Genomic DNA, 13160 nt, shown 5'->3' with positions numbered 1-13160 from the left:
CTGGGGCGGAAGCGACTCTGTGTATGTATGTTGGTTTATGTGTGTTTTAGGGAAATTCCCTGTCCGCTTTCAATTTTATAGGACAAAGTGTCAGTCGTGAAAGCTAAGACACGTCATGTTCTGTAATATTTGCATAAAAAATCCGAATTTAAGGAAGATTCTCATCTTTCCGTGGTTTATAGGGTCTTTCGGGTGCAAAAAACCCACCGCAGCCTCAAGAGGGGATGCGGTGGGTTTTGATTCTATATGTGGGATGCATGTTGGTTTGCAGGGCTTTAACTGCCTGGTATTGTGTGGTTTTATAAATTCAATCCCACATAAGGTTGCGGCGACTGTAAGCGAGATTCTCACTTAAACCGGTTTGTAACCGACCTTGAAACGCCGAAGGCAACCGTACCGTAGCCGCTGCTAGATTTCTGCAGAACCCGTATTTTCCGCAGAACCCTTACGCTTCTTTGCCCCAGCCCGAGAGGCTGCTCGGGACGCAACGCTAGAACCAGCGGAAGCGCCCGTAGCCTCGGCAGAGCCGGGCTGAGCATCAGCCGGGGACTCAGAATCAGGCTGGGACTCAGAATCAGGCTGGGTTTCGGAATCAGCCTGCGACTTCAAACGAACCACCGGAATCATGCCCGTGGCAAGCTTCGCCTGCGCATTACGCTGAGCCTTCAACGCATTCATCTGCTCCTTACGGCTCGGCTCCTGTTGCGCCGGCTGGCCAGAACCAAACGCCTGACGAATACCCAACGCCCATAGCGGGAACAGCAGAACCGTCAGCGCGCCGCCGGCAACCAGCAGCGACGCCGTGGACTCCTCCAAAAGATCCGAACTGGTCGCAACCTCCGTCACCGCCACAATAATCGGCAGACCCGCAGCTGAATACAACGCCAACTGCGCCTTCTGTGCGCGAGTAGTCAACCCCGAACGGGTATCGAAGAAATGCTCCGCCAAAAGAACTGGAACGCCGCGGCACAGCAGAATACCCACCACCACGGCAAGCAGACCCAAAGGCTTAGCCACCACAGCAGAGACATCAATGCCCATACCGCTGACCACAAAGAACAGCGGAATCATGAACGTAAAACCAACCACCTCAAGGCGGCGAGTCATCATATGCAAAGCCGCCGGAGGGGTTAGGGTACGCAGAATAAGGCCCGCCGCAAAGGAACCGAGCACCGCATCCAAATCAAAGAGGGCAGTGCACATGATCAGGGTCGCCAGCAGGAACATGGCAAGACGCAGAACCGTCTGACCGGTCGTATTCGCCTCCGCAGCCATAATCTGACGCAGACCCGGCACATGCGCAAACAGACGGTGAGGAATCAGCGCCACAATCACCGCCACCACCATAAACGCCAGCAACACCACAATCGCCATGCCCGGCGAACGCGAAGACAGCAGCAGCGAAATAGCGAAAACCGGCAGAAGCTCACCCACAGCACCGTGCACCAGCACCGCATTACCCACCGGCGTACCGGCAGCACCGTGAGACTTCAACATCGGTAGCAGAGTACCCAACGCCGTGGAACTCAACGCCACGCCCACCGCAATATACGTATTCAGCTCATGCGAGAACGACGTAATAACCGCCGCACCCGCCATACCCAAAGCAAAGCACACCACCCACGTGGCAATAGCGCTATAGCCCTGACGGCTACGCAACGACGACACGTTAATCTCAAAGCCCGCAATCAAAAAGAGCATGCCCAAGCCCAGCTCCTTCAGCAGCGGGATACCGCCCTCACTGCTGGCAAGGTTGAGCATATTCGGGCCAATCAGCAGACCAAAAATGAGCAGGAAGACCACATCAGGGATCTTCTTACCCGTCAGACGCGAAAGAATCGGGGACAGCAACGCAACCAACGTAATCCAGAAAATGGACACAAACTGGCCGCTATCGTGGCTCGACCCTTCCGACAGAGTCGTACCCGAAGCAAGAAGAGCACCAGAAGCCCCCAAATCCGTCAAGAAAAGCGGGGAAAAAGTCGAAAACATAAAACCTCAACGTGGTGTGTGCAGGTGGGGCGTGTTTGGGACAGTAAAAGGAGCGAAATCATGCTCCCGCGGGATTGCCCCACCTTTAAGAACGTACCAATGGTACACACCTAACCTCGTGCAACAACACTTGAACAGCACGTATCGAGCGCCTGAACACCGAAAATAACCGCACGAGGAAACCACATGAGAGCAAAACCTCCGCGCCACCACCCGAGCAGACACAGCTTCCACCGTTACACTTAACACCTATGCCAGCGCATCCGGCTCACACCACCGGACGCGGCAGATACCCCGGCAGGGCACACCCCCTGGCGTAGCCCTAGCAGGGCGCACAGACTCTCAAACACGGCACTACAAGGAGCGAGGACATGGCAGCAGGGCGCACACAACCCATCCCCACCGTCAGCAGCGGGGCACGCGCCGCCTCCCTCGGAGGCACCCGACGCGACCTCGGGCTCGACCTCGCCCGCGCCTTCGCCGTGCTCAGCCTGCTCATCCCCTTCGGATACTGGCTACAGCTGATCCCGGTGTCCTGGAAATTCTGGATCCCGCAGACCCTCGTACCGGCAGAACCGCTCTTCGCCGCAATCCTGGGTGCCGCCGCCTGGCGCTACGCCCGCACCGCAAACTTTCCGCAGCTCTTTGCCGGAACCATCGTGCGATTCCTCGCGCTGCTGCTACTGGGTGTGGCACTCATGCAGGGCATCACCTACCTGCCGCAAGCCGGCGTGACCGTACCGGCGCAGGGCTTCTCCTACTCCCTGCCCTTCGACATGCTCGTGCACCTGGCGCTACTCACCCTGCTGACCCTATTCGTCGTGCACCTGCCCCTGTGGGCAATCGCAGTGCTAGCGGTAGTCACCAGCCCCTTCATTACCTGGACCTACACCCTCCTCATGGACGTAGCCGCTCGGGCCGACCAGTGGACCGCTACCCAGCTGCCGTTCCTGGCAAACCACGGCGTCAACCACGCGCAGAGCGCCCAGCTCATCTGGGTCATGTGCCTGGGCATCGTGCTCGTGCGCCTCTACGACAACCTGCAGGCAAAGCTCGCAATCCCCGTAGTACTCGCCGTGCTGGCGCTCGCCGTCTACCGCACCTTCAACCCCTACACCGAGCTCGGCTTCCTCAACAGCCCGCAGGTGCTGCTAACCCTAAACCTCGCGGCAACCCTCTACTTCTGGGCCGAATGCGCGCGCCTGCTCTCCGCACAGGCGGGAATGCTTACCCCCATCGCCCGCCTGGGCCAGATGTCGCTGAGCGCCTCCATTGTTCTGAGCGGAATCATCATCTACGCCGGCCCCACCGTCAAGGCTCTCACCGTCGGCGAGCACTACATCGCCACCGGAGGCTGGGGCACCGCCGTGTACTGGAGCGCCTTCCTGCTGCTCGGCGCTGTTATCGCCCTGGGCTTCTGCACCCTCTGGTCACGCATGGCACGCTCCATTGCCGGACGCGGCCCCCTGGAGGCGATTCTCGCCCTCATCTCCGGGCGCGGCTAAACGGAACTGAACTCAAAACGAAAGCGACCCCCTCCCCGCGTTCCTGCGCGGGTAGGGGGTCGCCTCTATATGCTCAACATCTGCAACAGAAATACTGCGGGTACGACAAAGCCCCGGTCCAGAGGACCGGGGCTTTCTGTCGGGATGACAGGATTTGAACCTGCGACCTCGTCGTCCCGAACGACGCGCGCTACCAAGCTGCGCCACATCCCGATGTTGACCTATCAGTGAATACCGTAGGCAACTCACCTAGGATAACCCAAAAAAATTCAGAACGCAACACAGCGGCACACCACCGGTCGGGGAGAGGCAAATAAAGTTCCTAGGCTTCAGCCTCCTGAACCTGATTCAGCTCATCCCAGGAGGCGTACATCGCTGCAAAACGACCACCGGAAGCAATCAGCTGCTGCGGGGAGCCATCCTCCACCACGGAACCCTCATGAATCACCAGCACACGATCAGCACCCAGAACCGTCGAGAGGCGATGCGCAATCACCAGCGCCGTACGCCCCGCCAACACGGTTCGTAGCGCCGCCTGCACCGCACGCTCACTCGGGATGTCCAGCGAAGCCGTCGCCTCATCCAGGATCAGCACTCGCGGATTCGCCAAGAACACGCGAGCAAAGGACACCAGCTGACGCTGACCCGCCGACAGGGTAATACCGCCGCGACCCAGCTGTGATTCGTAGCCCTCACGCAGACGCTCAATGAACGCGTCAGCGCCCACCGCCTTTGCGGCAGCCTTCACCTGCTCATCGGAGGCCTGTGGGTTACCCATGCGGATATTCTCCAGAATCGACGCGGAGAACAGGAACACCTCCTGGGTCAGCATGAGCACCTCACGGCGCAGCTGCGCATCCGCCAGCTGGCGGACATCCACGCCGTCAATACGCACCTGACCGGCTGAGACATCGTAGAAACGAGCTACCAGCTTAGCGATAGTCGACTTACCGGCACCCGTAGCACCCACCAGCGCCACGGTCGTACCCGGCTCGATGCGCAGGGTCGTCTCCTTCAGCGCGTGACGATCCGACGTGTACCCAAAGACCGCCGAATCCAGCTCCACCAGGGCACCCTGAACCTTGCCGGACGCGCCCTCAGCGGTACCGGCGGCAGGCTCTACAGTCCGCTCATACGGATGATCCGGCTCAGCAACCTCCGGCTCCTCAGCCAAGAACGACGACAGCTTCTCCAGCGCAGACATCGCAGACTGGAACATGTTGTAGAACTCAGAAAGCTGCATGACCGGCTCAAACACACGGTTCGCGTAAATCACCAGAGCCAGCAGGGTGCCAATCTGCATGGTGCCGCCCAGCACCGCATAACCACCCAGCACCAGCGCACCGGCAATAAACACATTGCCTAAAAGCATCAGCATGGGCGAGTAGACGCCGAAAATCTTAATCGAATCCATCACCGCAAGGCGGTAACGCTCCGACGCCTGCGCGTACTCGGAACGCATCTGCGCCTCCGCACCAAACGCCTTCACCGCGCGGATACCCGTAAAAGTCTCCACAAAACGGCTCGTCAAATGCGCAGATTCGGTACGCATCATGCGGAAAACCGGCACCGCCGTCTTCTGGAACCAGCGCGTCAAGAAGTAAATCGGCACGCCCATGACCAGCATGAACAGGCCAATACGCCAATCCAGAAGGAAAATAGCGACCGCAGAAATCACCATGGACAGCAAGGTAATCGCCAACTGGCTGATGCCGCTATCCAAGAAGCTGCGGACCGTATCAATATCGCTGGTTAAACGCGAAATGACCTTGCCCGAGGTGTACCGCTCATGGAACGACACGCTCAGCAACTGCGCGTGACGGAACACCCGCTTACGCAGGTACACCACCACGCCCAGCGACACGCGCACCGTGTACGCCACGTTGACCCACGAAAAAATCGCGGTCACCGCGGTAGCCACCACAAAAAACGTCAGCAGGGTCAGTAGGGGAGAAACGTCACCCTGCTTGAGTGGCTCAATGGAACTATCCAAAACGCGGGCAATCAGAATCGGCGCAACCGCCGAGGAACCCGAGACCAAAAGCACTGAAATAATCGACAGAGCCAACGCCCCACGGTGCGGGCGCAACATCTGGCGCAGCAGAGCCATCGAGCGTTCACGGGTCTCCGCGCGCTCCTGCGGGCTCATCTGCTCCCGCGGCTCCGCCGGACGATGATGGGCCATTAGCCCTCCTCCATCGTCATCAGCTGACGGTACTGCTCCGAAGAGTCCATCAGCTCAGCGTGAGTGCCTTCGGCGACCACGGCACCATCAACCATCAGTAGCACACGGTCCGCCAACGCCACGGTGGAGGGGCGGTGCGCCGTCAACAGGGTCGTAGCGCCGCCCAGGCCCTCCAGACCCTCACGCAGACCGGTAATAATACGCTCCTCTGTGTTCACGTCCAGCGCCGAGAACGGGTCATCCAGCAGCAGCACGGAGGGGCGCTTCGCCAGGGCACGTGCCAACGACAGACGCTGACGCTGACCACCCGAAAGGCTCAGACCCTCCTCACCAATGACGGTATCCAGACCCTGCGGAAGCTCCGCCACGAAATCGCACGCAGCCAGCTGTAGCGCGGTCTGGAGGGTCGCCTCCAGCTCTTCTGCGGCGGGGTAGTCCTCATCCTCGGTGCCGCGCTCGTACTGTTCAGCAACGCCCATCAGCACGTTCTCGCGGACCGTGCCGGAGAAGAGCACCGCCTCCTCAAAGACGAACGCGGTCTGGGCGCGCACCTCCTCAATAGACATGTCGGCGGTATCTCGGGTGCCAAAACGCAGGGAACCGGAGGTCGGCTCGTAGAAACGCGGAACCAGCGACAGCACGGTCGACTTGCCGCTACCGGTTGCACCCACCAGCGCCAGAATCTCGCCCGGGAAGACCTTGAAATCTACGTCCTTCAGCACGGAAACCTCGGGTGCCTTCGTCTCAGAAGCAACTTCAGAATTCGCCTCAGTGGTAGCCTCCGCCGGCGCCTTGATAGCGTCGTAGCTGAACTGAACGTGATCGAAAGTGACAGATACTGCGCCACCGCTGGGGTACTGCATAGTTTCCTTCCCGGAGCCGCCCTCGGCAGATACTCCAGCTACTGTTGACGAATCAGAAGCACCCTGCGGATGCTCGGGCCCAGACACAGCCGCGGAGCCACGAACCAGCGGCACCGCCTCAAAACCGGGCTCGTCCATGACCTCGTTGTGGCGTTCCAACGCCACCTTATAGCTCAAATAGGCAGACATCAGCGCGGTCGAGCGCGTCACGTGGCTGAGCACAGTCGTCTGCACCGCAAAGTAGGCGGTCATCGCACCCAGGCTCAAGGTGCCCGCCGCAACCTGCGAAGCGCCCACAGCCAGCGCCACTGCCGTGGAGACACCCACAATCAGGCCCTGGTACAGGGCAACACGAGCCACCAGCATCGACCTGCCGTACTCGCGCACCTGCAGGGCATCTACCGACTCGGAATATTCCTGAATCTGCTCGGGGGAGCGGCCCAGCGCCTTAATCACGCGGATGCCGCGCACCGACTCCTCAATACGGGTGGAGAGATCACCCGTCATCTGCTGAATCTTATGTGAAGCGCGGTAGTACTTGCGGGTGAAGTTCACCAGTGACAGCACCAGAATCGGCACGGTCACCACGAACACCAGCGCGAGCGACGGCGAAGAACGCAGCATGAAGAAGCCACCGACCAGGAACATCACCGCAACAGTCAGCATCTGAACAATACCGAAAGACAACCAACGGCGAATCGTACCCAAATCGCTCATGGAGCGGGTCAGCAACTGACCGGAGGGCCAACGATCCAGCAGAGAAAGCGGGGCGCTGAGCAGGCGGTCAAAGAAGTTCATGCGCATGGACAGCTCAATCGTGGAGGTCGGGTCCACAATCAGCCAGCGCCTCCAATACATGAAGGAGGCGTGCGCAATGCCCAGCAGAAGCACCAGGCCACCGGCAATCCAGATGGCGCTCTCGGTGGTGCTCTGCGAGAGATGATCCACAATAATCTGCAGTACCTGCGGGATGGAAATCTCAAGGGCACCGGCACCGAACGCCACGAGCAGACCCACGCCCCAGCGCACACGAATCGGACGCGCATACGCGGCGAGGGTGCGCGGGGCACGCTGACCGTGCGCGTAGTCGATCGGGTCGGGGGTCGGTTCGCTCGCCGTCTCCAAGAAGGGGTTGCGGCGGCGCTTAGTCGTGCTTGCTGTAGAAGCTTCAGACATTAGCGGCGGCCACCTTTTGAAGCGTCGGCTTCACCCTTATCGCGAGCCGTGAGGGTCACCAGGATTGCCTCCGGCGGGCAGAACAGACGCACCGGCGCAAAACGAGAGGTGCCCAAACCGGCAGAAACCTGAACCGGAATACCGGACTGCTCACTGACACCCTTCGCACGCGAAGGCGGCAAATCGCAATTGCTGACCAGGGCATGACCGCCGGGCAGGCAGACCTGACCGCCGTGCGTATGACCGGCAAAAATAGCCTGCGCACCGTCCTGCACGAAGCGGTGCAGGGTACGCATATAGGGGGCGTGTGCCACGCCGATACGGACGCTCGGCTCGTCCCCCTCGTCGAAGGCCCCGGGGGCGAACCCGGGGTGCTCATCGTAACGCAGGTGCGGGTCATCCACACCGGAGAACTCCAGGCGCAGACCCTTGAGGTTCAGCGTGTCGTAGCGGTTGATCAGGCCCGTCCAGCCGCGCGACTCGAAGGCGTCGTGCATCCGCTCAATGGGCAGTGCTACACGCGAGCCCTCCTCAATCATCTGCGGGGTGCGCGGCTGCCACAGGTAGCGTGCCGGGTTCTTGAAAACCGGCGCGAAATAGCAATTCGAGCCGGGCACAAATACGCCGGGGAAGTCCATGAGCGGGTCGAGTGCCTCCAGTAGCGGGCCCATACCGTCCACGTGGGAGAGGTTATCGCCCGTGTTCATCACCAAATCCGGCTCCAGGGTAGCCAGCGAGTGCATGAAGTCAATCTTCTTCTGCTGGCCCGGAATCATGTGCATATCCGAAATATGCAGAATCCTGAAGTCGGGGCTCCCGGCGGGCAGCACCGGCAGGGACTCGGTGCGGAGCTGAAAATTGTTCAGCTCAATAAAGTGCCCATACGCCGCCGTGGCGGCCCCCAAGGCTGCAGTGGCGGCTACCGCCCCCGCTACCTTCTTCAGGAGCGGGGAGGAGCCGCGTGCGCCGGGGACCGCCACGGGGACGCGGGCGTTGACTGCGTTTTCACACATTATCAATCGCCTTTCAGGCTTCAGCTGGTGAGCTGTGATTCTAGCTGTACGACAGAATCTTATCGCTGGGGGCGGTGAAGTCCTTCGTGTTGTACTTCGGTGCCATCGTCTTCATGAACGACTGCCACTGTGCACCCGCGTAGGTTGCACCATCGACGTACTCGAGGACTCGACCGTTAATGCCCACACCGTTCAGGGAGCGGAAGCCGAGGTTGTTAGAACCAACCCAAGACGCGGTGGACAGGCCACGAGTGTAGCCAACCTGCCAGGTCTGGGAGGAGTTATCGTTCGTACCGGTCTTCGCAGCCGAACCGTTCGGCAGACCAATACCGCGCTGAGAAGCGGAACCGCCAGGCTGGATAACACCCTTCAGAACCCAGCTGACACCGTTCGCGATGTCCGGATCCAGGACCTGCTCACACTGGTTCTGGTATTCCTTCATGGTTTCACCGTTGGTCTTGGTGATCTTCTCAATCGGGCGCGGGGTGCAGTACTTACCCTCGGAAGCGAAGATAGCGTACATGGATGCGCTGGTCAGCGGGGAGATACCGTACTTGGTACCACCAATGTTGGTACCCAGGTCGGGGATGCTGTGCAGCGGTTCGCCGGTACCGTCCAGGGCGTGCATCTTGATGGACAGGTCGTGCACATCGCACAGGTCAAGCTGGGAGAGCATGCCGTACAGGTACGAGTTCAACGACTGGCGAATACCGTACGCAGCGGTACCGTAGGTCAGACCGCCGTTGACTGCGTTCTTATAGGACCAGCCGTTCGGCTGACCGGTGTAGTAGTACTTACCGCCGTCGTAGCACTTGGCGTTCCAACCGAAGCTGGTGGGCCAGAACAGCTGGGTACCGTTCACGGTAGCGTTAGCGCCGCGGCCGCTGATGAGCCACTGAGCCAGAATAATCGGTTTGAACGTCGAACCGGGCTGGAAGCCGCGGGTACCACCGTAGGCGCTATCAACGTTGTAGTTGTACTCGGTCTTGGAGTGGTCGTTTGCGTCAGCCGGGGTGCCGAGCTCAGTGTTCTGTGCCATCGCGATGACGCGACCGGTACCGGGCTCAACACTGGTCAGGGCGGAGTTCACGTCGTTCCAGTTGGTTGCTGCCGGCTGGGTGGAGTCAACTGCCTGCTTAGCCGCGGTCTGAGCCTCGGGGTTGAGGGTGGTCACGATCTTCAGGCCGCCACGCTTGATGGCGGTGTTACGCAGCTCAGCGGTTGCGCCGAGGGACTCATCCTGCAGCAGGTAGTTGACCACGTAACGGCAGAAGAACGCCTTGTCGCCTGCCAGGGAGCAACCCTGGGACTTGGTATGGACGTTGAGCTTAATGTCGCTGGCGATGGCGTCGCTGTATTCCTTGTCGGAAATCTTGCCGTCGCGGAGCATGGTGCCCAGAACGATGTCGCGGCGTTCACGGGCAAGTTCGGGGTTCACGGTCGGGTCGTACACGTTCGGTGCCTGCACCAGACCGGCCAGAAGCGCGGACTGCGCCACGTTCAGGTCCTTAGCGGAAATACCCCAGTAGTACTGTGCAGCAGCCTCAACACCGTAGTTCGAACCACCAAGGTTCACGATGTTCAGGTAGCCTTCAAGGATTTCGTCCTTGGACTTGTTCTGCTCCATAGAAATCGCAAGCTTCATCTCGCGAATCTTTGCGGCGTAGGTCTTGTTACCGTTCAGGGTTGCGGTTGCGTCCTCACCACGAGCCACAGCGGAGTCAACAATGAGGTTGTTAACGTACTGCTGGGTCAGGGTGGATGCACCCTGACGGCGGCCGCTGTTGGAGTTAATGATGTTGTTCAGGAACGCACGACCGATACCGATAGCGGAGACAGCACCGTGGTTGTAGAAGTCGCGGTCCTCCACCGAGACGATAGCGTCCTTCATGTGCTGAGAAATCTGATCCAGCTTGACCGGTTCGCGGTTCTCTTCAAAGAAGGTCGCGATTTCGGTTTTGCCGTCAGCAGCGTAAATAGTAGAAGGACGGGAAGAGATGCCATCGGCAATGTCGTTAGGAAGGTCCTGGAACCATGACATCGACGCGTTCGTGACCATACCCAAGCTCACGGCAGGGGGTACGACAATAATTGCCGCAAGGAAACCGGCAATCACGCTGAACGCGAGGAACTGCAAAAAATCTCCCGGGCGGCGACGCGCACGGGTTTTCTTAGATGAAGCCATTCATTCAGTTTATCCCATGAAGCTGTGAGAGGAAGTCCGGTTCGGTACCCCATAGGGACGCGGGGGCTTCAACCCCGAGAATAAAGCCCCCAAAAGCCCCGGACATTGACCGAAACCATAGTGAATCCCTTTTACTTATTCGACCCTGAAAGCTAGTCTAGAGGGTATGAAGAAATGGGAATACGCAACTGTACCGCTGATGATCCACACGACCAAGGCAATCCTCGACAACTGGGGTGAAGACGGCTGGGAGCTCGTAACTGTTCTCCCCGGCGCATCCGCACCTGCTGGCGCAACCCCCGCGTCGAATATGGTCGCTCCGACTCAGGGCAACCCCATCGCCTACTTTAAGCGCGAGAAGGCTGACTAAGAGCAGCGTACCCGGCGGTCACCTCGCTATCCCGGCTCTCCTTTAACTAGGGGAGCGCGGGAATAGATGAGGAAGGCCGCCGGTTAGCCGTTTAACAGCTGCCTGAATATCAGTAGCGTTTAGATTTACGGCATTTCCCCTATCACCGTTTGGGTGCCATCACCCGCCATCCTTCTGGAGTAATCATGACTGAATCCCGTATTGAAGCACGTATCCGCGAACTCGGTTACGAACTGCCCGTAGCACCCGCCCCCGTTGCCGCATACGTTCCCGCGGTGACCTCCGGCTCCTACGTGTACACCTCCGGCCAGCTGCCCTTCGTTGAGGGCGCCCTGCCCGAAACCGGTAAGGTGTCCGACTCCGGTGCTGAAGGCTTCGTGACCCCCGAGAATGCGAAGAAGTACGCGGGTATCAGCCTGCTCAACGCCCTGGCAGCGGTCAAGTCCGTCATTGGCGACCTGGACCGCGTGCAGCGCGTCGTGAAGGTTGTCGGCTTCGTGGCATCCGAGGTGAACTTCACCGCTCAGCCCGCCGTCATTAACGGCGCATCCGAACTGCTCGGCGAAATCTTCGGTGAGGCAGGCCAGCACGCCCGCTCCGCCGTCGGCGTTCCCGTTCTTCCCCTGGACTCGCCCGTAGAGGTCGAGATCATTGTTGAATATGTCTAATCTGTACACCGGCGCGCTGCCGCTGTCTGCTATTCGTGCTGCCCAGGCTCAGCGGGCAGCACAAAGTGGCGCCCAAAAGACGGTGAACGGTATCGACGGTCACGGATCCGGCGAATCGCAGGATATCAAGACTCTGCCCCTGCCGGTGCAGGAACGCCGCTTCGGCACCCCCACCCCGGCTGAAGGCGTGGAACGCCCCCGCATGTTTACCGGCCGCCAGTCTGCGGCTAACCCGCGAACCTCCTGCATTCAGCGTCTCTACACGATTCCCGAGTTCATGCGCACCGCAGCCGAAAGTTGGCGTGAAGGCGGTAACGAAGGTGCGACCGGCTGTACGATGCGCCAGGCGGCATCCGTCATTTTTGTGCGCGATGGTGACAACGGCCTTGAAACGATTCTGACCTACCGCCCCGGCAGTTCGCCGTTGGGCGTGGTGGCTTTCCCCGGTGGTACAGCTCTTCCCGGTGATGATGAGGCGGCCTCCTGGGTCGGCCCCGGCGCCGAATACTGGGAAGAACAGTTCCACTTCTCTGACGTAACTCAGGCACGCCGCAGCGTCATGGCTGCCATCCGTGAGTCCTTCGAAGAGACCGGCATTCTGCTTGCAGGCGAGGACGAACAGGACGTCGTGGAACGCTCCAGCACCCCTGAGCTCATGGCGTGGCGTGAAGCGGTTGCCGAGCAGGACAAGAGCTTCTCGGACTTCTTGACCTCCAGCGGCTTGAGCGTGCGCGCCGACCTGCTGCGCCCGGTCGCGCGCTGGCAGTCCCCGGACTTCTTCCTCAAACGCTACGATATCGCCTACTTCACCACGGCGTTGCCCGTCGGTCAGGACCCGAAGCTACTGCTCGGTAAGGGCGTGTGGGGTGACTGGCTGAACGTGCGTGAACTGCTCGAAGCCAAGGACACCAGCGAACTGGGTGACCGCATCGGCCAGCCCAACACGGTGGGCCGTACCCTCGACCAGCTCATTACCCCCGGCGTGATGTGCATGCTCGAATCGCTGGCGAAGGCTCAGACCTCCGTCGCGTGGCTGTCGAAGCGCCGCAAGATTGAGGTGAAGAAGCCCGTGCTCGTCACCCACAACGGTGCGTGCATGCTCTCCTTCACCGAGGTGGTTCCGGCTACCACCGGTTCCATATACACCGGCGCGATGGGTGCGCTCTAAGAGGGTATTGCAGCCGTTCGCTCGTACGATGAAGC

Annotated in this window: 9 protein-coding genes and 1 tRNA gene; 4 read left to right on the top strand and 6 right to left on the bottom strand. The window is 60.0% G+C overall.

Annotation, left to right across the window (positions count from 1 at the left end; translation table 11 throughout):
- Positions 1 to 408: 408 nt before the first annotated feature.
- The gene (locus tag HMPREF2836_RS07515) at positions 409 to 1992 is read right to left on the bottom strand and encodes a cation:proton antiporter (RefSeq protein WP_070629991.1); all 1584 of its coding nucleotides are present in this window, start codon (positions 1990 to 1992) and stop codon (positions 409 to 411) included.
- Positions 1993 to 2363: 371 nt separating this feature from the next.
- Here HMPREF2836_RS07515 and HMPREF2836_RS07510 point away from each other — a divergent pair, with 371 nt between their 5' ends.
- Complete coding sequence (locus HMPREF2836_RS07510) at positions 2364 to 3497, top strand: hypothetical protein (protein WP_070629990.1); 1134 nt, start codon at positions 2364 to 2366, stop codon at positions 3495 to 3497.
- Between the two features lie 139 nt (positions 3498 to 3636).
- Here the strand turns inward: HMPREF2836_RS07510 and HMPREF2836_RS07505 are convergent.
- From HMPREF2836_RS07505 to HMPREF2836_RS07485, 5 genes are all read right to left on the bottom strand, one after another.
- Positions 3637 to 3710: transfer RNA gene (locus HMPREF2836_RS07505), tRNA-Pro, on the bottom strand.
- A gap of 109 nt (positions 3711 to 3819) precedes the next feature.
- Positions 3820 to 5682, bottom strand: coding sequence for an ABC transporter ATP-binding protein (locus HMPREF2836_RS07500; RefSeq protein ID WP_070629989.1), 1863 nt, complete (start codon positions 5680 to 5682; stop codon positions 3820 to 3822).
- Complete coding sequence (locus HMPREF2836_RS07495) at positions 5682 to 7721, bottom strand: ABC transporter ATP-binding protein (RefSeq protein ID WP_070629988.1); 2040 nt, start codon at positions 7719 to 7721, stop codon at positions 5682 to 5684. Before HMPREF2836_RS07495 ends, HMPREF2836_RS07500 begins: the two co-directional genes overlap by 1 nt.
- Positions 7721 to 8734, bottom strand: a complete 1014-nt coding sequence (locus HMPREF2836_RS07490; protein ID WP_070629987.1) for a metallophosphoesterase — start codon at positions 8732 to 8734, stop codon at positions 7721 to 7723. The genes HMPREF2836_RS07495 and HMPREF2836_RS07490 overlap by 1 nt, the downstream gene beginning before the upstream one ends.
- A 40-nt stretch (positions 8735 to 8774) precedes the next feature.
- Positions 8775 to 10919 carry a transglycosylase domain-containing protein gene (locus HMPREF2836_RS07485; RefSeq protein ID WP_070629986.1) on the bottom strand — a complete coding sequence of 715 codons (2145 nt, stop codon included), beginning with the start codon at positions 10917 to 10919 and terminating at the stop codon, positions 8775 to 8777.
- Between the two features lie 166 nt (positions 10920 to 11085).
- Here HMPREF2836_RS07485 and HMPREF2836_RS07480 point away from each other — a divergent pair, with 166 nt between their 5' ends.
- The 3 genes from HMPREF2836_RS07480 to HMPREF2836_RS07470 all read left to right on the top strand — a co-directional run bounded on the left by HMPREF2836_RS07480 (position 11086) and on the right by HMPREF2836_RS07470 (position 13125).
- Positions 11086 to 11289 carry a DUF4177 domain-containing protein gene (locus tag HMPREF2836_RS07480; RefSeq protein ID WP_005504647.1) on the top strand — a complete coding sequence of 68 codons (204 nt, stop codon included), beginning with the start codon at positions 11086 to 11088 and terminating at the stop codon, positions 11287 to 11289.
- Positions 11290 to 11474: 185 nt separating this feature from the next.
- Positions 11475 to 11957 carry a RidA family protein gene (locus HMPREF2836_RS07475; protein WP_005508253.1) on the top strand — a complete coding sequence of 161 codons (483 nt, stop codon included), beginning with the start codon at positions 11475 to 11477 and terminating at the stop codon, positions 11955 to 11957.
- On the top strand, positions 11950 to 13125 hold the full coding sequence (locus HMPREF2836_RS07470; RefSeq protein WP_070629985.1) for an NUDIX hydrolase: 1176 nt from the start codon (positions 11950 to 11952) through the stop codon (positions 13123 to 13125). The genes HMPREF2836_RS07475 and HMPREF2836_RS07470 overlap by 8 nt, the downstream gene beginning before the upstream one ends.
- Positions 13126 to 13160 lie beyond the last annotated feature (35 nt).

It is taken from the genome of Rothia sp. HMSC065C12 (genome assembly GCF_001812085.1).
Taxonomy (GTDB): Bacteria; Actinomycetota; Actinomycetes; order Actinomycetales; family Micrococcaceae; genus Rothia; species Rothia mucilaginosa.
This window is presented reverse-complemented; position numbering and strand designations above follow the sequence as displayed.